Raw genomic sequence first — 18355 nt, forward strand, 5'->3', positions numbered from 1 at the left:
TTCGTCCAGCGACGAATCATTGGTGAGTGACGTGGGCGCACGCCGAGGCTGGGCGCCATGACCTCAACCGCCGGACCCGCACAGGGCAACCACCGTGCCACCTACCGGGAGGTGCTGGCCGAACCGCGATTCCGGCTGCTCTTCTCGACCCGCACCGTCGCGATCACCGCGGGCTCGCTGCGGATCACCACGTTCTCGGTGCTGGTCTTCGCGACCACCGGTTCCGCACTGTTGAGCGCACTGGCCTTCGGCATCGGCTTTCTCCCGCAGTTGTTCGGCTCGCTGTTGCTGGGCTCACTGGCCGACCAACTGCCGCCCCGCGCGCTCATCGCCGGCGGCTACGCCTTGGAGTGCGCCGCCGCCCTGCTGCTCGCCCTGGTGCGGATGCCGATCGCGGTAAGCCTCGGTGTCGTGGCGCTGGTCGCCCTCGCCACACCGGTGTTCGGCGGCGCGTCGAGTCGGCTGGTCGCGCAGTGGCTAAAGGGCGACGCCTATGTACTGGGCCGTTCACTGAACAACATCGCCTCCTCTGGCGCGCAATTGTTCGGTCTGGCGCTGGGAGGTGCGGCCGTCGCGGTACTCGGCCCGCACCGGGCACTCGCGGTGAGCGCCGCCCTCTACCTCGGCTGCGCGCTCGCTATCCGCATCCGGCTACCCCGGCTGGAACCGGGAGAGTTCGGCGGCACACCCGGCAGCGCTCGGGGCGATGGCGGGGCCGTCCGGGCAAGCCTGCACGGTGCCGGCCTGCTGCTGCGCGGACACACGGTACGACGACTGATGCTGGCCCAGTGGCTACCGCCCGCGTTCGTAGCGGGCGCGGAAGGCCTGATCGTCGCCTACGCGGGAGGACGCCACTTCGCGCCCGGCTGGTACGCGGTGCTGATGGGCTGTCTGCCGGTCGGCATGCTCGTCGGTGACCTGCTGGTGGGTCGACTGCTGCGGCCACCCACCCGGGAGCGACTGGTAGTCCCGTTGATTGCGCTGATGGGACTGCCGCTGGTCGGCTTCGCTGCCGAGCCCGGAGTGGGCGTCTCGTCCTGTCTGCTGCTGCTCTGCGGATTCGGATTCGCCTACGGTCTCGGCCTGCAACGGCCGTTCCTGGACGCCCTGCCGCAGGATGGCCAGGGCCAGGCCTTCGGCCTGCTCGGCTCCGGCAGCATGACGCTTCAGGGAGTCGGGCCGGCCTGCTTCGGCTCGGTGGCCGCAGGCATCGGAACAGGCGGCGCAATCGCCCTGGCAGGCGGCGCGGCGGCGCTTACCGCCGGCTGGATTCTCACCTGGCACCCGCTCACCTCCCCGGTCCCCGTCCCGAACTACTCAACGGGATCAGAGAACGGCACCGAACAGCATGCGTGTAGTTCTCCTGCGCAGTAACCGTCGCAGGTCGAGTCGGCCGCGAGCCGTCACGCACCCCACCCCCACCCCCACCCCCACGTCTCTCTGACAGACAGCCAATCCCGGTAGCTCATTGTGTAAGGAGTCCTAAGCCTCGGCTCTGCCGGCCGTTGCGGACCACGTACGGGATCTTGAGACCACGAACAGCCCATGGAAGGTTCATGCCGCATGATCGATGAATTCGCGAAAGACAACCTGCACGGGAGACTGCGGCGGGACCGCGAGGCTCTGCTCTGGAAACTCGACGGCTTGTCCGAATACGACGCCCGCCGACCTTTGACAGTAACCGGGACCAACCTCCTCGGCCTGGTCAAACACGTGGCCACCGTCGAGGCCAGGTACTTCGGCGAGGTCTTCGACCGCCCTTCCCCGGAACCGCTGTCCCGGTGGCAGGACTCCGACGACAGCGATCAGTGGGCAACCGAGGACGAGACCCGCGATCAGATCATCGGGTTCTACCGACGCACGTGGGAACACTCGGACGCTACGATCAACGAGCTTCCCCTCGACGCCCCCGGCCACGTGCCGTGGTGGCCGGAGCCTCATCCCAACACGAACCTGTTCGCCGTCATGACCCATGTCCTCAGCGAGACCGTCCGGCATACCGGGCACGCCGATATCCTGCGCGAAGGCCTCGACGGCCGGACCGGGATGCGCCCCGAACACGAGAAGCCGATCGACGAGGAAGCCCGTGCCGCCTACTGCGCGAAGATCGAGCAGGCCGCCAGGTCGGCCGCACCAATCAAGGCTTAGAGGTTGTCTCACGTGACTTGATGTTCGTGCGGCATGATGCCGGTCGTGGGTGCTGTACACGACAGCCTCGCCCTCAACCCGCCCATCCGCGGCATACCCGCCGTCCGGTCCCGCCGGGGACTGCGGCGGCGCCGACCCGTCAAACTCCACGCGGACAAGGCGCACTTCTCCGCCGAACACCTGGCCTGGCTGCGCGAGCGCGGTCTCGTCGCGCGCATCGCGCGGCCCGGCATCGAGTCCGGCGAACGCCTCGGTCGGCACCGCTGGAAGATCGAACGGTCGATCGCCCGGCTCTTCGGCTACCGCCGCCTCACCCGTCCGATACGAACGAAAGGGCTCGCACTTCCTCGCCCTCCTCGGCCTGGCCGCCGCCCTGACCTGCTACAAGAAGCTCGCGAAACTTGCCACGTGAGACACCCTCCAAACCCCTTGGAATCGATCATCTAGCGGGAGAAGACGTCCACGAGGAGTGCGCCGACGATCCACAGAGGGATCGCGAGAGCGACGAGCAGCCCGGCCAGACAGCCGAACGTCGTCAGTCGGGCACTGGCTTCTCGCGTGGTCGTCGCTCTCCTGCATGCCGGTATTCAACCGGCTCCCATCCCCTGCCGCTACCCTGCCCGCTGCCTCGATCACACCCCTGACCTGCGCGGGGTGGGGGCGGAGACCTGCCTCCGGCGCGGGAATGAGCGGATGAACGGACCTCCCAAGCCGACCGCGGCCCCGAGCCGGGATCTGGAGCTCGGACAAGTCGATCCCGGCCCACCGGCCGCTGTCGATATCGACCTTCAACCGGCGAAGTGCCGTGCCGCAAGAGCTGGGATGGCAGCGATCTTCTCTGCGGTGAGGTCGTCCCAGCAGATGCCGGAGGGCCGATGGGGAGTCGGACAGACGATGGTTTCCTCGGACGTCACGATCAGGTCCACACTCACGTCGTGCTTCGTCGTGGGGATGGGGATGTCGGTGATCTGGAGCGGGTGAACCGTAGTGATGACCAGGGTCTCCGGGGTGACGAGGCCTGCCTCGGTGAGCAACGCGAACTCGATGTCGGAGTAGCCCGCGCCCTTGCCGACGCGGGCGCCGTCGCGGTTGACGGCGACGCTGCCGAGGATGATCAGGTCCAGCGGGCGGAGGGCATCGACCTCGACGGTGGGGGCGATGGCAGCCGCGGTGCGGCTGGCTGCTGCCTCAGCGGGCGGAACGGTGAGAGCAGCCGGATCCAAGAGGTAAAAGGGCTTGAGGGTGGCGAGTTTCGGCACGGCCATGTAGACGGTTTTCCCCTCCTCCAGTGCGCGTGCCCGTACCGGGATCTGGGCCTTGTCGGGAACGGCCTTGATGACGCTTGCTTCCTGCCAGGAAGGGAGGCCGGCGAGGCGCTCCGCAGCCTCCTCGGCGCCCCTGAAGTTCGGGATGCGGCCGTGGACGGAGGCGTCGTGGACTGCGTCGGCGGCCGTGAGGGCATCCCATACTCGGGTGCGTACGGCCTGCTTGGCCTGGTCCAGCGAGTTGGCTGCCACCGGTGTTGCTCCTTGCTGTCTCTACGCTGCGGTCATCAGGGCCAGCAGGCGATCGTGGACCTCTGCGACAAGGGGTTCCTGTCGCCAGGGGCGCAGTTCGCGGGCGGCTCCGAAGACGATGTTCATACCTCCGCCGCCGCGCGTGGTCTCCAATTCGGCAATGGCCTCGGTGAGGCTGGCCACTGCGGCTTCGACCTCGCGTTGGCGGATGTGGGCGAGCGTAAGGTTCCCCAGCACGATCGCGCGTGACTTTCGCCTGTCCCGCAGCTTTTTGGCCGTGCTGGTCAGCAGGGTCTCGGCACGTCGGTGGTCTCCGAGGGAGAGATAACAGGAGCCGGCAAGGCGGCCGAACTGCGTCGGGGAGACGAGATCGGCCGCGGCGTCGCTTCCGTCTGCGCGGCCGAGTTGGCGTTCGGCGCGCGCGAGAGCACGTTCGCAGTCAGTGGTGGATCGCAGCATTGCGTGGGCCTCCGCGACGTGCAGGAGAGCCAGTCCGGACAGAGCGGGGCTCGTCGGTGCGGCCGTTTCTGCTGCTCGACCGGCGAGCGCCAGGCCGACATGGGCGTCGCGGGCTCCGTACAGCGCGACGTAGCAGGTGCGCAGCAGGGCACGGGCTTCGAGCGTCGCGTCGCGCAGGTGGCGTGCGAGGCCCGCACTCTGCTCGTAGTAGGTCTTCGCAGTGGTGTGATCACGGCGCTGGGACGCGTCCCAGACGAGCTGACCCATCAGGGCGCAGGCCTCGGCATGCAGAACGTGGAGTTCCCTTTGGACACGTCCGCGCCCGGCGCCTGCGGCGACGTGGGCGATGCGGTTCAGTTGCCCCGCTGCCTCGGCGATGAGACTTGCGGAGGGCACGCGGTCGTAACGGTCCGCACAGTCGTCCAAGTGGGCGCGGAGTGTCGCGACGGCGGGGAGATCCACACGGCCTGGATGCAGCATCGCGTGGTCGAGGAAGTCCTGACCGTCGAGGTCGCCTGGCGACTTGGCAGTCAGCAGATCGTTCAGGCCCTCGGCGTCGACGCGGAGCAGGCGGGCGAGGCGGGGGCGCATCCACGGTTGTGGCGCCGTGCGGCCGGATTCCCAGCGGGTGACGGTGGAACGGTCCACCTGCATATGTTCGGCGAGGGTCTCTTGGGTGAGGCCGACAGTACGGCGGCGCGCTGCCGGCCCGTTGCGATGATGCGCCATGGTGTCGGATCCCCCGGTTTCCCTTGTTCTGCACCGGACTTGCGACAGCGTGAGGTCCGAGGCGAGGCGCGGGTGTGACTCACGGATGCCGCATTGGTGCGTCCATTGTGCTCTGGGCGAGCCCTGCTTCGGGCGGTTGTGTGGAACTCCGACGCACGCAGCCAGGAAGGTTCGCCCTCCATGCCGTACCGAACACCCGCCCTGAAGTCGTCAGTTCTCCGTGTCCCTTCGGACACCGCCGCTGTACCTGAGGCCCGTCGCCGGGTCGTGGCGGTCGTCCGCGGTTGGTGCCTGCCACTCGCGGAGGACACCGTCGCGACGCTGGAGCTGCTCGCCGGTGAGGTCATCGCGAATGCGGTGCTGCACACACGGGAGAGCTGCCGGGTGACGGTGACCTGGGACGGCACCCGCGTCCGGCTGGAAGCCGAGGACGCGGTTCGGCGGCCCCTCCCGCTGCCCACATCGGCCCCGCCGGACGAAGAGGGCGGGCGAGGCCTGCAACTGGTCGCCGGCCTCGCGCAGGCTTGGGGATCCCGGCCGACGGCGTACGGGAAGTCGGTGTGGTTCGAGGTCGGCGACCCATCGTCTTCCTCGGCCCGAACGTCGCACAACGACCACGGAGTCGAGCGCCGGTTCGAAGCCGCACACCAGTGGCTTCCTGGCGCCGGCCCGGTATGCAAGGCGCTCACCGGCTTCCTCCCCCAGACCGCCTGACTTCGGCACGAGTAAGCACTGAAGTCAGGCAATGGCGCTTCTCGCTGGGCCGATACGGCCTCCCAACAGCGGGACGCGCTGCCTCCAGGAAACGAGCGACCGGCTCGCTTCCACCCAAACAGAAAGAGAGACAGTCATGTCCGAGCATGTCGTCACCGCCACCAGCGGTGAGAAGAGCGACGGTCTGCGGGTCGCCCGTCGCCGGATCGCCACCGCCCGTTCGCGGGCCGAGCAGCCCTCGGACGGCGGTTCTACCGGCCGTTCCGACGGCAACGACTGAGAAGGGCCGCAACCGATGACCACCGTCGTACCTCCGGTGGTCGCGCACCTGGGCGAGGACTTCCTCGCCCAGGTGTACGGCCGCACCTACCGCCACTTCCCGGGCGAGCCCGACCGCTTCGGCGGGCTCATCGGCTGGAGTGGCCTCAACGCCCTGCTCACCCACCACCGCCTCGAACCGCCCCGCCTGCGACTGTCCATCGACGGCGAAGCACTGCCACACCACGCCTACACCGTGCCTGTCACCACGCGGCGCAGCACTGTGTGGCACCGGCTCAAGCCCGCTGAGTTGCACCGACACCTCATCGAGGGCGCCACCCTCGTCATTGACGCCATCGACGAACTGCACCCGGGCGTCGGCCGCCTCGCCCGGGAGCTGGAGCGACACCTGCGTACCGGTATCCAGGTCAATGCCTACGCCTCCTGGACCCCCGAAGAGGGCTTTGGAGTCCACTGGGACGACCACGACGTGCTGGTCCTCCAGATCGACGGCGCCAAACGATGGCGCATCTACGGACCCACGAGGCAAGCACCGCTCCACCGTGACACCGACGTGCCCGAACCGCCGCCGAACGAGCCGCTCGTCGAACTGGTCCTGCACGCGGGGGACATGCTCTACCTGCCGCGCGGTTGGTGGCACGCCGTCGCCGCCTCGGAAGGCGTTCACTCCCTGCACCTCACGTGCGGCATGCAGACGACAACCGGCGCCGACCTGCTCCAGTGGCTGTCCGAGGACCTGCGCCGGGAGACACTCGTCCGAAGCGACCTGCCCCGCTTCGGCACCGAGGAGGAGAAGGCGGACTTCGTACGGTCGTTGAGCGATCTCGTTGTGAAGGAGTTCGGCGACAGCCATCTCATCGATCGCTACCTCGCCATGCGGGACGCGACCGAGCGAGCCAGGCTCACCCCATCCCTGCCGTATGTGGAGGGCGTACCGCCCGATCCCGCCCTCATGGTGCGGTTGGTGACCGCGCGGGCCCACCTGCGCACCGACAGCGAAGGCCAGTCGATCCTGGCGGCGGGTGGTGAGGAGTGGACCTTCGCCGCCCAGGCCGCGCCCCTGCTCGCCCTTCTCACAGAAGGCGGCGGGCACCGCTTGGACGCCCTCGCCGAAGTTGCCGGCATCAGCGTCGGTCAGGCCGCCCTCCTGGCGAGTGAGCTGGTCGACGGCGAGGTAGCGGCCGTGGATGTGGCCGGGTGAACGCGACGCTTGCTGCCGGTACCTATCGCTGCCGTGACATCGCCGGTGCTGTCTCCGCCGCGCTGGATGCCGGAGTCGAGTGGATCGACACGGCGCCGAACTACGCAAACGGCACGGCTGAGACTCGGTTGCGTCCGGTGCTCGCCGCTCGTCCGGGGCTCGGGGTGTCGACGAAGGTCGGCTTCGTGCCGCGCAGGGACTGGGAGGAGGCGGCGGCTGCCGGGGTTCTGCCGGGCAGCGGGGCCGACCGAGGACACTGTCTCAGCCGCTCGTACGTCGCCTGGCAGCTGGCTCGCAGCCGCATCCGTCTCGGTCGTGCCCCCGAGTTGGTCTTCGTACACAACCCTGAACACGCGGCCGTGGGGCGGGATTCGGTGCTGAGCGCTCTGACGGAGGTGTTCGGGGAACTGGAGTGCGCGGTGGACGCGGGCCTGACCAGCGGCTATGGGGTGGCCACCTGGACCGGGTTGTCGAGCGGTCTGCTGACCGTCTCCGATCTCACCGCTCTGGCGCAAAGGGCGGGCGGCCCCAGGCACCACTTCAAAGCTCTTCAGCTCCCGGTCTCCCTGGTCCACCTCGCCGGGGTGGCGGAGGCGCTCGATGGTGGCGGTCCCCTGCACGATGCGCGGGAGGCGGGCCTTCACGTGTTCGCCTCCGCACCGCTCGGAGGTGGTGACCTGCCTCGCCTCATGACACCCGAACTGGTCCAACTGATCGCGCCCTCCGCCTCAGCAGCTCAAGCCGCACTGATGGTCGCCCTCTCGGCTCCTGGGGTGTCACGCGTCCTGCTTTCGGCAAGCACTCGGGCACACTGGGCCGACGCTGAGAGTGCCGCCGCATGGGCACCCCTGCCGCACGAGCACCTGCGAAGGGCCATCGATGTTCTCGGAACCTGACGATCCGGAGGTCGTCGCCCGCATGCGCACGGCCCACGCCGTGGCGGGCGGCGCCATCGGAGCGGTGCCCGAAGCCGGGGCCGTCGGCTCCCCGCGCGAAGCATGGGGGTGGCGTGGCCGCACCTTGGGCAGGCCCGTCGCCGGACCGTACGGGCCGGGGTGGACGCGAGTCGTCCACAGCCCAGCCGACAAGGCTGGCGGGAAGCTGTGGACAGGCCCGGAGGACGCCGAACGGGCTCTGTCCCCGGAGATGCCCCGCCCGCACCTGCACCTCGTGCGGCAATGGACGGAAGACCGCGACGCGTACCGGGCGGAGCTGTACGACCGCGTCGACACCGGGGCCGTCTCCTCCACCCCTGTCCTCGTGAAAGCGGCCGACCTCCCTGCTGCCTGGTGGAAGGAGTTGCGCAACGCCCTCGTGGGACTCACCCGTGTACGGACCAACCGTGTGGCCGTCCGCCAGGCATACCTGGACCGGGCCATGCCCACGTACCTGTCTTTCCTCGACGTACCGGTACCGACGGTCCCGCCCGCCTGGTCCACGGCCCACGGAGACCTCCACTGGGCCAACCTCACCGCCCCGGACCTGTGCATCCTCGACTGGGAGGGCTGGGGCCTGGCCCCGGTGGGCTACGACGCCGCCCTGCTCCACGCATACAGCCTGAGCGTGCCCGAGACGGCCGAGCAGGTCCGCCGGGAGCTGTCGAACGTGCTCGACAGCGATGCCGGACGCTTCGCCGAACTGGTGGTCATCACAGAACTGCTGCAGAGCGCGCAGCGCGGAGACAACACCGAACTGGTCCCCGCGCTGCGCCAACGGGCCAAGGAGATCGCCCACCGGAGGCCGGCCGACAAGCCGACCGGTCGCTGAGCCCATATGGCTCGTATTCACACCTCGGGGCTGCGCCCTTCTCATCCCGAACAGCCATCGACAGCATGAACGAGACCGCCGACTCACCACCGGACGGCCGCACGGACAGCCCATCAATCTCGTCACCACCGTGCAGATACCTACACGGTAAGAATCTCGCTACACCACCGAGCCACCGCCCACAGCGGCGGCTAGAAACTGTCCAGCACGTTCGCGACGAGGTTCGTCACTCCGTACTTCACGTGGTGCCAGCGGTTGCAGTACCGCTTCGGCCGCCACCAACTGCGTTGCTTGATCGGCCGTTTGCACCACTTGCACGGCTTCAGGCGCAGCTTGACGTCCAATCCCCCCATGCCGCGACTTTAGCGGCCTCCGGTGGAGGAACTCCTTGGGTTCGCCGTCGCCCACGCCCGGGCCCGGCGAGCCGGACGGGCTCCGGGCCGGAGGCGCACCGCCTCCGGCCCGGATCGTCACTGCGTCGCCGCGAGGCGGCTGAACTGTGCCTACAGCACCGGCAGCAGGTTCTTCAGCTCGAAGGCGGTGACCTCGCTGCGGTACTCCTCCCACTCCTGCTTCTTGTTGCGCAGGAAGAAGTCGAAGACGTGCTCGCCGAGCGTCTCGGCGACCAGTTCGCTCTTCTCCATCAGCGAGATCGCCTCGCCCAGGTTCTGCGGCAGCGGCTCGATGCCCATCGCTCGGCGCTCGGCGTCGGACAGTGCCCAGACGTCGTCGTCGGCGCCGGCCGGGAGCTCGTAGCCCTCCTCTATGCCCTTGAGGCCCGCGGCGAGAAGCACCGCGTACGTCAGGTAGGGGTTGGCGCCGGAGTCGATGGAGCGGACCTCGACGCGGGCGGAGCCGGTCTTGCCGGGCTTGTACATCGGGACGCGGATGAGCGCGGAGCGGTTGTTGTGGCCCCAGCAGATGTACGAGGGGGCCTCGCCGCCGGCGCCCGCGGCGCGGGAGGAGCCGCCCCAGATGCGCTTGTAGGAGTTGACCCACTGGTTCGTCACGGCGGAGATCTCCGCGGCGTGCTTGAGCAGGCCCGCGATGAAGGAGCGGCCGACCTTGGACAGCTGGTACTCGGCGCCCGACTCGTAGAAGGCGTTGCGGTCGCCCTCGAAGAGGGAGAGGTGGGTGTGCATGCCCGAGCCGGGGTACTCGGAGAACGGCTTCGGCATGAACGTCGCCTGCACGCCCTGCTCCAGCGCGACCTGCTTCATCACCAGCCGGAAGGTCATGATGTTGTCGGCGGTGGAGAGCGCGTCCGCGTACCGCAGGTCGATCTCCTGCTGGCCGGGGGCGCCCTCGTGGTGGCTGAACTCGACCGAGATGCCCATGGATTCGAGCATGGTGATCGCCTGGCGGCGGAAGTCCATGCCGACGTTCTGCGGGGTGTGGTCGAAGTAGCCGGAGCTGTCCGCCGGGGTGGGGCGGCTGCCGTCGACCGGCTTGTCCTTCAGCAGGAAGAACTCGATCTCCGGGTGGGTGTAGAAGGTGAAGCCCAGGTCGGAGGTCTTGGCGAGGATGCGCTTGAGGACATAGCGCGGGTCCGCGAAGGAGGGCGAGCCGTCGGGCATCAGGATGTCGCAGAACATCCGGGCCGTACCGGGGGCCTCCGCGCGCCACGGCAGGATCTGGAACGTGCCCGGGTCCGGCTTGGCGATCATGTCGGACTCGTACACCCGGGCGAAGCCCTCGATGGCCGAGCCGTCGAAGCCGATGCCCTCGTCGAACGCCTGCTCCAGCTCGGCAGGGGCCACGGCAACGGACTTGAGGTAGCCGAGGACATCGGTGAACCACAGCCGTACGAAGCGGATGTCGCGCTCCTCAAGCGTCCTGAGGACGAATTCCTGCTGCTTGTCCATAGCCACATCCTTGCAGTTCAGACGGTCCGTGCACCACCGCCCGGGGTAGGGGAGAAGCTCCAGTATCACGACCCGGGATTTCACCCAGATTACGCACACGACGTGAGATGGAGCACCCGGCCACCCACTACGATCGGCGCCCATGGTGCACACGGGGCGGAGCGGTCTCGCAACTGTCCGGTACGCACCGTTTTCACCGACCTGTTTCTTGTCCCTCCCCGCCCCTTCGCAGAAGGACCTGACGACATGAGCTTCGACCGCAGGACCCGCATAGAGCAGATGCGCAACGCCGACCGTGCGCGGGACCGCCGCAACCGTGTCCTGGCCATAAGCCTGAGCGTCCTCGTCGTCGCGGGCCTGGTCGGTTTCGGCTCGTACCTGGTGCTGGACAAGTCCGAGGCGTCGGCGAAGGAGAAGGCCGTTCGGGCGCAGGACGCCAAGGCGTCCGCGGCGGAGCAGAAGAAGCTGGCCGCCGAGCCGATCGAGGGGCTGAAGACGTGGGACGCGAAGAAGCTGACCCGCAACCACGTCACCGAGACCGTCACGTACCCGATGAAGCCCCCGGTCGGCGGTGACCACAGCCCCGTCTGGATGAACTGCGACGGCGAGGTATACAAAAAGGCGGTCCCCGACATGAGCGCCGTGCACTCGCTGGAGCACGGATCGGTGTGGGTGACGTACACGGACAAGGCCTCGGACGCCGATGTGGCGAAGCTCGCCGAACGGGTCGGCAGGACGCCGTACTCGCTGATGAGCCCGTACGAGGGCCAGGCCGGGACGATCATGCTGAGCGCCTGGGGCAACCAGGTGACGGTGGACGGCGCCGATGACCGGCGGGTCGACCAGTTCTTCGCCAAGTTCGTCCAGGGGGCGCAGACGCCCGAGCCCGGTGCGGCGTGCACGGGCGGGCTGGGGGCCCAGTGACCGCGGTGGACCGCGACCGGCGCGTCCGGTGGGTGGCGGGCTCCGCCGTCGCACTCGCGCTGCTGTTCGCGGGGGTGGCGACCGTCGCCTCCGCACGGGACGACGGCCCAGACCACGCCGCGGACCATGCGGCCGCGGCCGCCCCGCGCACGCCCGCGGTGGACTCGGCGGACGCGGGTTTCGCCCGCGACATGGCGGTCCACCATCAGCAGGCCGTGGAGATGTCCTTCATCGTGCGTGACCGTACGCGGGACGAGGACGTGCGCCGTCTCGCGTACGACATCGCCAACACGCAGGCCAACCAGCGGGGCATGTTGCTCGGCTGGCTGGACCTGTGGGAGCTGCCGAAGGCGGCCGCCGGTCAGGAGCCGATGGGCTGGATGACGGCGGCCGGGCACGAGGGACACACGATGGAGGGCATGGAGGGCATGGAGGGCACGGATGGCATGGCCGGGATGGAGGACGGCACGGGGACCGGTTACCGGGCCCATGACGGTTCCCTCATGCCCGGTATGGCCACCAGGACCGAGCTGAACCGGCTCCGGGGTATGAGCGGCCAACAGGCCGAGATCCTGTACCTCCAGCTGATGACCGACCATCACAAGGGCGGCGTCGACATGGCCCGCGGCTGCGCCCGGCTGTGCACGGTGAAGGTGGAGAAGCGGCTGGCCCAGGGGATGGTCGAGGCCCAGCGGTCCGAGCTGGACATGATGGCCCGGATGCTGGCGGCGCGAGGGGCGAAGCCCCGGTCCTGAAAGATTCCCTCCGAGCCACATATGCACCCGAACGGGTGATAGCGGTCGCGTGCTCCGTACGGGCCCATGACGATGGGTTCACTCGGGCCGTACGGCATGCCCACCGGCACGCAGGAGGAATCCTCATGACCACCGCCAAGGACATCATGCACACCGGGGCCACCTGGATCCCCGCGCACGAGACACTCGACCGCGCCGCGCAGCTGATGCGTGACCACAAAGTGGGCGCGCTGCCCATTTCGGCCAACGGCGAAGAGGACCGGATGATCGGCATCCTCACGGACCGCGACATCGTGGTCGGCTGTGTGGCGATGGGACACGATCCCTCGAAGATGACCGCGGGTGACCTCGCCCACGGCACCCCTCGCTGGATCGACTCGAAGGCGGGCGTGGAGATGGTTCTGGAGGAGATGCAGACCCATCGGATCCGCCGGCTGCCGGTGGTCGAGAACAAGAAGCTGATCGGCATGATCAGCGAGGCCGATCTGGCGCAGCACCTCTCCGACGAGCAGCTCGCCGGCTGGATGGAGAAGGTCTACGCCCGCAGCTGACCGGCTTTCGAACACACAGCTCGATGGCCCGGTGCCCCTCACCCGTGTGGGGGCACCGGGCCGCTGTGCGTTCGCGCGCCCTCGGGCCCGGCATCACTGTGGCGATACGTTTCCGCGCGCGATGCATACGGGGCGGGGGTAGGGTGTTCGACATGACCCTGAGTGGATGTGCGACATACGGACAGTTGTTGCCGTTCGGTGCGCTGCTCATCGCGATCGCTCACCTCTTCGGGGGAGCCGTGGCGCGGGTGTCGCCGGTCGTGGGACCGGCTGCCCGGACGAGCCTGCCGCATCCCGCTTCGTTGTCGGTGCTGTGCATATAGGAGGGGTGTCTCCCCCTCCCCCAGCAGACCGAATACCGACGACACCCCGAGGTGCTCTCCGTCATGCGCACTCCACCCACCCGACGCGCCGTGCTCGGCGCTGCTGTCGCCACTGCCGGTACGGCGGTCCTGGCCGGCTGCTCCGGCGAATCCGACTCGGGCACCAGTGGCACGAAATCCGCCGGTGCGAGCGCCGGCGGCACGAGCCACGGCGGTGCGAACCACGGGGCCGCCCCCCGCGGGAAGCTCAAGGGCGAGTACGTCTCCCCCGACGGGGCGGAGGTCGCCGCCGCCGAGGCCGGACGCGGCTCCGGACCCGTACGGAAGATCGACCTCACCGCCACTCCGTCCCGCCTCGATCTGGGCGGCGGGCTCGTCGTCGGCTCCTGGGCGTACGAGGCCCGGCTGCCCGGCAAGGAGATCCGGGTCACGGTCGGCGACACCCTGGCGCTCACCCTCGCCAATCACCTTCCGGAGGCGACCAGCCTGCACTGGCACGGGCTCAATGTGCGCAACGACATGGACGGCGTTCCCGACCTGACCCAGGCGCCGATCAAGGCGGGTGCGGAATTCGCGTACCGCTTCAAGGTGCCGCATCCGGGAACGTACTGGTTCCATCCGCACACGGGCGTCCAGCAGGACCGCGGTCTGTACGCACCGCTGATCGTCGACGACCCGAAGGAGCCCCTCAAGTACGACAAGGAGTGGGTCGTCGTCCTCGACGACTGGGTCGACGGGGTGGACGGCTCCACTCCGGACGGGGTGCTCTACGAGCTCAGCGGGGGCAGGGGCGGCATGAACCACGGCGGGTCGGACCATGCCGGGCACGGAGGCTCCCCCAACAATTCCGCGAAGTCCCCCAAGTCCGCCAAGGGGCGCTCCGGTCCCTCGCGGATGACGAAGGATTCCTTCAGCGAACTGCTCGACAGTCACGGGGGCGATGTCGCCTACCCGTACTACCTGATCAACGGCCGCACCGCGAAGGACCCCAGCTCCTTCACCGCCAAGCCCGGCGACCGGATCCGGCTGCGCATCATCAACGCGGGCGGCGACACCGCTTTCCGCGTCGCGCTCGGCGGCCACCGGATGACGATCACGCACACCGACGGCTACCCGGTCCGCCACACCACGACGGATGCCCTGCTGCTGGGCATGGGCGAGCGGTACGACGTGGTGGTCACCGCCGGGGACGGGGTGTTCCCACTGACCGCGCTCGCCGAGGGCAAGCGGGCATCGGCGCTGGCCCTGCTGCGCACCGGACAGGGCGCGGCGCCCACCGCCTCCGTACGGCCGAAGGAGCTGGACGGTGAGCTGGTGGAGGCGGACGAGCTGTCGCCGGACGAATCCGTGGCGCTGTCCGTCCGCGAGCCCGACCGGACCCTGCGGTTCAAGATGACCGGCAACATGGGCGCGTACAACTGGGCCTTCGACCACAAGCCGTACGAGGCCGGCCAGCGCCATCCGGTCAAGGCGGGCGAGCGGGTCAGGCTGGAGTTCTTCAACACCACGGAGATGTGGCATCCCATCCATCTGCACGGACACGCGTTCGGGCTGGTGGGTGCGGCGGGGCCGGAACACCGGGCCTCGCACCGGCGCCAGCCCGCATGGGCGCGCAAGGACACCGCGATCGTCCGGCCGAACCACTCGATCGCCGTGGAGTTCGACGCGGACAACCCGGGGCTGTGGATGCTCCACTGCCACAACATCTACCACTCGGACGTGGGCATGATGACGGTTCTCGGCTACCGCCGCTGACCCGTTCCTGGCGGGCGACCGCGAACAGGCGGCCGTGAGCGGGCGACTGTGACACGGGCAACTGTGATCCCGGACGCCCGCCAGGACATCGCGTCAGTCAGACGATTACACTGGGCGCGTGCCTCAACTACGCCTCGCACTGAATCAGATCGACTCGACCGTCGGTGATCTCTCCGGCAACGCCGAGGCGATCGTCCACTGGACCCGGCATTCCGCCGAGCAGGGCGCCCATCTGGTGGCGTTCCCCGAGATGATGCTGACCGGCTACCCCGTCGAGGACCTGGCCCTGCGGCCGTCCTTCGTCGAGGCCTCGCGCCGGGCACTGCGTGCGCTCGCCGCCCGTCTCGACGCGGAGGGCCTCGGGGAGCTGCCGGTCGTCGTCGGTTACCTCGACCGTTCCGACACGGCCCAGCCGCGCTACGGGCAGCCCGCCGGCTCGCCGCAGAACGCCGCCGCGGTGCTGCACCGCGGGCAGGTCGCGCTGAGCTTCGCCAAGCACCACCTCCCCAACTACGGCGTCTTCGACGAGTTCCGGTACTTCGTGCCGGGCGACTCGATGCCGGTCGTGCGGATCCACGGCGTCGATGTGGCGCTCGCGATCTGCGAGGACCTCTGGCAGGACGGCGGCCGGGTGCCCGCCGCGCGGGCCGCCGACGCGGGGCTGCTGCTGTCGATCAACGCCTCACCGTACGAGCGGGACAAGGACGACACCCGGCTGGAACTGGTCCGCAAGCGGGCCCAGGAGGCCGGCTGCACCACCGCGTATCTGGCGATGATCGGCGGCCAGGACGAGCTGGTCTTCGACGGCGACTCGATCGTCGTCGACCGCAACGGCGATGTGATCGCCCGTGCCCCACAGTTCGCCGAGGGCTGTGTCGTCCTCGACCTGGATCTGCCGGCCGCCACGGCCGAAGCGCCGTCCGGTGTCGTGAACGACGGTCTGCGGATCGACCGCGTGGTGCTCTCCGAGGAGCCCCTCCCGGCGTACGGGGCGGAGCTGACCGGAGGGTACGCGGAGCGGCTCGACGACGACGAGGAGCTGTACTCGGCACTCGTCGTGGGGCTGCGCGCGTACGCCGCGAAGAACGGGTTCAGCAGTGTGCTGATCGGGCTCTCCGGCGGGATCGACTCCGCGCTGGTCGCGGCCATCGCCTGCGACGCGCTGGGCGCGCAGAACGTGTACGGCATCTCGATGCCGTCGAAGTACTCCTCGGACCACTCCAAGGGCGACGCGGCCGAGCTGGCCCGCCGTACCGGGCTGAACTTCCGCACCGTACCGATCGAGCCGATGTTCGACGCGTACATGAGCTCGCTGGGTCTCACCGGCCTCGCCGAGGAGAACCTGCAGTCCCGGCTGCGCGGCACGATGCTGATGGCCGTCTCCAACCAGGAGGGCCAGATCGTCCTCGCGCCGGGCAACAAGTCCGAGCTGGCGGTCGGCTACTCCACGCTGTACGGCGACTCGGTCGGGGCGTACGGCCCGATCAAGGACGTCTACAAGACGTCGGTCTTCCGCCTCGCGCAGTGGCGCAACCGCGCCGCCGAGGAGCGCGGGCAGACCCCGCCGATCCCGGAGGCCTCCATCACCAAGCCGCCCAGCGCCGAACTGCGCCCGGGCCAGGTCGACACGGACTCGCTGCCCGACTACGACGTACTGGACCGGATCCTGGAGCTGTACGTGGACCGCGACCAGGGCCTGGCCGAGATCGTCGCGGCCGGATTCGACGAGGCGCTGGTGACGAAGACGCTGCGGATGGTGGACACGGCGGAGTACAAGCGCCGGCAGTACCCGCCGGGCACGAAGATCTCCCCGAAGGGCTTCGGCAAGGACCGCCGCCTCCCGATCACCAACCGGTGGCGCGAGTCGCGGTGAGCGGGGCGCATTGAGCGGGGCCGATCGCCGGACAGGCTTGAAAACAAGCCCGTCCGGCGGTTGAGGGCAAGCGCGCCCGGAGGGTGCGCGGCCCCCGCGTCAGTGCGCGTCCACCCCGGCCTCACTCCGCGCTGTCCGCGCATCCGCACCCGCATCCGCGCTCGCGACGATCCGCGACGCACCCCCGCGCTCCCGGTCCAGCACACCCGCTGTGACCGCCACCGCCAGGCCCACGACCGCGAGGGCCGCGCCGACCAGGGCCGGGGACGTCCAGCCCCAGCCCGCCGCGATCGCCGCGCCGCCCAGCCATGCGCCGCCCGCGTTGGCGAGGTTGAACGCGGAGTGGTTGGAGGCGGACGCCAGGGTCGGGGCGTCCTTGGCCTTGTTCATGACCAGCATCTGCAACGGCGTGGTCGTCATGAAGCCGATCCCGCCGAGCAGCACCACCATCAACAGCGCCGCCCACTGCACATGCACGGCGAACGGAAAGACGGCCAGGACGACGGCGAGCGCGCCGAGCGATCCGTACAGCGTCGGGCGCAGCGCCCGGTCCGTGAGCGGGCCCGCAGCGAGGGCGCCCAGCGTCATGCCGATGCCGAAGAGCGCGAGCACCAGCGTCACCGAGGACTCGCCGAAGCCCATCACCTCGGTCGTCATGGCCGAGAGGTAGGAGTAGACGGCGAAGACCCCGGCGAAGCCGAGGACGGCGGTGAGCAGGCCGAGCAGCACCTGCCGGTTGCCGAGGGCGCGCAGTTCGCGGCCCAGGCCCTGGTGGGCGTCGACGGGTACGTACGGTACGAGCCGGGCGAGCGCCGCCATCGCGCAGAGTCCGATCGCCGCGACGACCATGAACGTGGCCCGCCAGCCGAGGTGCTGGCCGAGCAGGGTGGCCGCCGGGACGCCGACGATGTTGGCGACGGTGAGGCCGAGGAACATGGTCGCCACCGCCCGGGCCCGGCGCCCCTCGGAGACCAGCTGGGCGGCGACGACCGCGCCGACGCCGAAGAACGCCCCGTGCGGCAGCCCGGCGAGGAACCGCCCGGCGAGCAGCCAGCCGAAGCCGGGCGCGAACGCGGAGGCGAGGTTGCCGACCGTGAAGAGGGCCATCAGCAGCAGGAGCATCCGCTTGCGCGGGACCCGGGAGCCGACGGCGGTGAGCAGCGGGGCCCCGATGACGACGCCGAGCGCGTACGCCGAGACGAGGTAGCCGGCGGTGGGTACGGAGGTGCCGAGGTCGTCCGCGACATTGGGCAGCAGGCCCATCATCACGAACTCCGTGGTACCGATGCCGAAGGCGCTCACAGCGAGTGCGAGCAGGGCCAGGGGCATGGTGAAGAACCTTTCACGGGTGGGGGCGGGGAGTACAGCAGCCGGACCCATGGGTGGGACGGCAGCGGAAGAAGGTGAGGGTGCGTCGGCTTCGTTGCCACGCAGGTTAAGTATGCTTCCGGAACAAATTGTCGCAGATGCTTTGTGCCCGTAGATGAACGGGCTG

At 69.2% G+C, this 18355-nt stretch carries 17 protein-coding genes; 12 read left to right on the plus strand and 5 right to left on the minus strand.

Annotated elements, in window-relative coordinates:
* Positions 1-57: 57 nt before the first annotated feature.
* Positions 58-1374 (plus strand): MFS transporter, encoded by a 1317-nt coding sequence (locus OG507_RS11180; RefSeq protein WP_327367026.1) that lies wholly within the window; start codon positions 58-60, stop codon positions 1372-1374.
* Positions 1375-1563: 189 nt separating this feature from the next.
* Positions 1564-2148 carry a DinB family protein gene (locus OG507_RS11185; protein ID WP_327367027.1) on the plus strand — a complete coding sequence of 195 codons (585 nt, stop codon included), beginning with the start codon at positions 1564-1566 and terminating at the stop codon, positions 2146-2148.
* Between the two features lie 788 nt (positions 2149-2936).
* Here the strand turns inward: OG507_RS11185 and OG507_RS11190 are convergent.
* On the minus strand, positions 2937-3665 hold the full coding sequence (locus OG507_RS11190; protein WP_327367028.1) for a 5-formyltetrahydrofolate cyclo-ligase: 729 nt from the start codon (positions 3663-3665) through the stop codon (positions 2937-2939).
* Positions 3666-3686: 21 nt separating this feature from the next.
* Positions 3687-4853, minus strand: coding sequence for a helix-turn-helix transcriptional regulator (locus OG507_RS11195; RefSeq protein WP_327367029.1), 1167 nt, complete (start codon positions 4851-4853; stop codon positions 3687-3689).
* A gap of 180 nt (positions 4854-5033) precedes the next feature.
* Between OG507_RS11195 and OG507_RS11200 the strand changes: the two genes are divergently transcribed.
* The 5 genes from OG507_RS11200 to OG507_RS11220 all read left to right on the plus strand — a co-directional run bounded on the left by OG507_RS11200 (position 5034) and on the right by OG507_RS11220 (position 8814).
* On the plus strand, positions 5034-5567 hold the full coding sequence (locus tag OG507_RS11200; protein WP_327367030.1) for an ATP-binding protein: 534 nt from the start codon (positions 5034-5036) through the stop codon (positions 5565-5567).
* A 136-nt stretch (positions 5568-5703) separates the two neighbouring features.
* Positions 5704-5847 (plus strand): hypothetical protein, encoded by a 144-nt coding sequence (locus OG507_RS11205; protein ID WP_327367032.1) that lies wholly within the window; start codon positions 5704-5706, stop codon positions 5845-5847.
* A 15-nt stretch (positions 5848-5862) separates the two neighbouring features.
* Positions 5863-7047 (plus strand): cupin domain-containing protein, encoded by a 1185-nt coding sequence (locus tag OG507_RS11210; RefSeq protein ID WP_327367033.1) that lies wholly within the window; start codon positions 5863-5865, stop codon positions 7045-7047.
* Positions 7044-7943: an aldo/keto reductase gene (locus OG507_RS11215; protein WP_327367034.1), complete on the plus strand. Its 900-nt coding sequence runs from the start codon at positions 7044-7046 to the stop codon at positions 7941-7943. The genes OG507_RS11210 and OG507_RS11215 overlap by 4 nt, the downstream gene beginning before the upstream one ends.
* Positions 7927-8814, plus strand: coding sequence for a phosphotransferase (locus OG507_RS11220; RefSeq protein WP_327367035.1), 888 nt, complete (start codon positions 7927-7929; stop codon positions 8812-8814). The genes OG507_RS11215 and OG507_RS11220 overlap by 17 nt, the downstream gene beginning before the upstream one ends.
* 191 nt (positions 8815-9005) lie before the next feature.
* Here the strand turns inward: OG507_RS11220 and OG507_RS11225 are convergent, their stop codons facing one another.
* Together OG507_RS11225 and glnA are read right to left on the minus strand one after the other, a co-directional pair.
* A complete protein-coding gene (locus OG507_RS11225) occupies positions 9006-9167 on the minus strand; it encodes a hypothetical protein (protein ID WP_327367036.1) in 162 nt (53 codons plus the stop codon).
* 150 nt (positions 9168-9317) lie between these two features.
* Positions 9318-10679, minus strand: a complete 1362-nt coding sequence (gene glnA, locus OG507_RS11230) for a type I glutamate--ammonia ligase (protein ID WP_266778016.1) — start codon at positions 10677-10679, stop codon at positions 9318-9320.
* A 246-nt stretch (positions 10680-10925) separates the two neighbouring features.
* On the opposite strand from glnA, the gene OG507_RS11235 reads away from it, so the two are divergent.
* The 5 genes from OG507_RS11235 (at position 10926) to OG507_RS11255 (ending at position 16860) form a co-directional block, all read left to right on the plus strand.
* Complete coding sequence (locus OG507_RS11235) at positions 10926-11603, plus strand: DUF3105 domain-containing protein (RefSeq protein ID WP_327367037.1); 678 nt, start codon at positions 10926-10928, stop codon at positions 11601-11603.
* Positions 11600-12358, plus strand: a complete 759-nt coding sequence (locus OG507_RS11240; RefSeq protein ID WP_442810960.1) for a DUF305 domain-containing protein — start codon at positions 11600-11602, stop codon at positions 12356-12358. Before OG507_RS11235 ends, OG507_RS11240 begins: the two co-directional genes overlap by 4 nt.
* Before the next feature lie 125 nt (positions 12359-12483).
* Positions 12484-12909 (plus strand): CBS domain-containing protein, encoded by a 426-nt coding sequence (locus tag OG507_RS11245; RefSeq protein ID WP_327367038.1) that lies wholly within the window; start codon positions 12484-12486, stop codon positions 12907-12909.
* A 386-nt stretch (positions 12910-13295) separates the two neighbouring features.
* Complete coding sequence (locus OG507_RS11250) at positions 13296-14987, plus strand: multicopper oxidase family protein (RefSeq protein ID WP_327367039.1); 1692 nt, start codon at positions 13296-13298, stop codon at positions 14985-14987.
* Positions 14988-15105: 118 nt separating this feature from the next.
* Positions 15106-16860, plus strand: coding sequence for an NAD+ synthase (locus OG507_RS11255; protein WP_327367040.1), 1755 nt, complete (start codon positions 15106-15108; stop codon positions 16858-16860).
* Positions 16861-16959: 99 nt separating this feature from the next.
* Here OG507_RS11255 and OG507_RS11260 read toward each other — a convergent pair whose 3' ends face one another.
* A complete protein-coding gene (locus tag OG507_RS11260; protein ID WP_327367041.1) occupies positions 16960-18189 on the minus strand; it encodes an MFS transporter in 1230 nt (409 codons plus the stop codon).
* Positions 18190-18355: the final 166 nt, after the last annotated feature.

This window comes from Streptomyces sp. NBC_01217, from assembly GCF_035994185.1.
Lineage (GTDB): Bacteria > Actinomycetota > Actinomycetes > Streptomycetales > Streptomycetaceae > Streptomyces.

Coding starts and splice junctions, on each gene's coding strand:
- OG507_RS11180 (WP_327367026.1), top strand. CDS start 58: ATGACCTCAACCGCCGGACCCGCACAGGGCAACCACCGTGCCACCTAC.
- OG507_RS11185 (WP_327367027.1), top strand. CDS start 1,564: ATGATCGATGAATTCGCGAAAGACAACCTGCACGGGAGACTGCGGCGG.
- OG507_RS11195 (WP_327367029.1), bottom strand. CDS start 4,853: ATGGCGCATCATCGCAACGGGCCGGCAGCGCGCCGCCGTACTGTCGGC.
- OG507_RS11200 (WP_327367030.1), top strand. CDS start 5,034: ATGCCGTACCGAACACCCGCCCTGAAGTCGTCAGTTCTCCGTGTCCCT.
- OG507_RS11205 (WP_327367032.1), top strand. CDS start 5,704: ATGTCCGAGCATGTCGTCACCGCCACCAGCGGTGAGAAGAGCGACGGT.
- OG507_RS11210 (WP_327367033.1), top strand. CDS start 5,863: ATGACCACCGTCGTACCTCCGGTGGTCGCGCACCTGGGCGAGGACTTC.
- OG507_RS11220 (WP_327367035.1), top strand. CDS start 7,927: ATGTTCTCGGAACCTGACGATCCGGAGGTCGTCGCCCGCATGCGCACG.
- OG507_RS11225 (WP_327367036.1), bottom strand. CDS start 9,167: ATGGGGGGATTGGACGTCAAGCTGCGCCTGAAGCCGTGCAAGTGGTGC.
- glnA (WP_266778016.1), bottom strand. CDS start 10,679: ATGGACAAGCAGCAGGAATTCGTCCTCAGGACGCTTGAGGAGCGCGAC.
- OG507_RS11235 (WP_327367037.1), top strand. CDS start 10,926: ATGAGCTTCGACCGCAGGACCCGCATAGAGCAGATGCGCAACGCCGAC.
- OG507_RS11245 (WP_327367038.1), top strand. CDS start 12,484: ATGACCACCGCCAAGGACATCATGCACACCGGGGCCACCTGGATCCCC.
- OG507_RS11250 (WP_327367039.1), top strand. CDS start 13,296: ATGCGCACTCCACCCACCCGACGCGCCGTGCTCGGCGCTGCTGTCGCC.
- OG507_RS11260 (WP_327367041.1), bottom strand. CDS start 18,189: ATGCCCCTGGCCCTGCTCGCACTCGCTGTGAGCGCCTTCGGCATCGGT.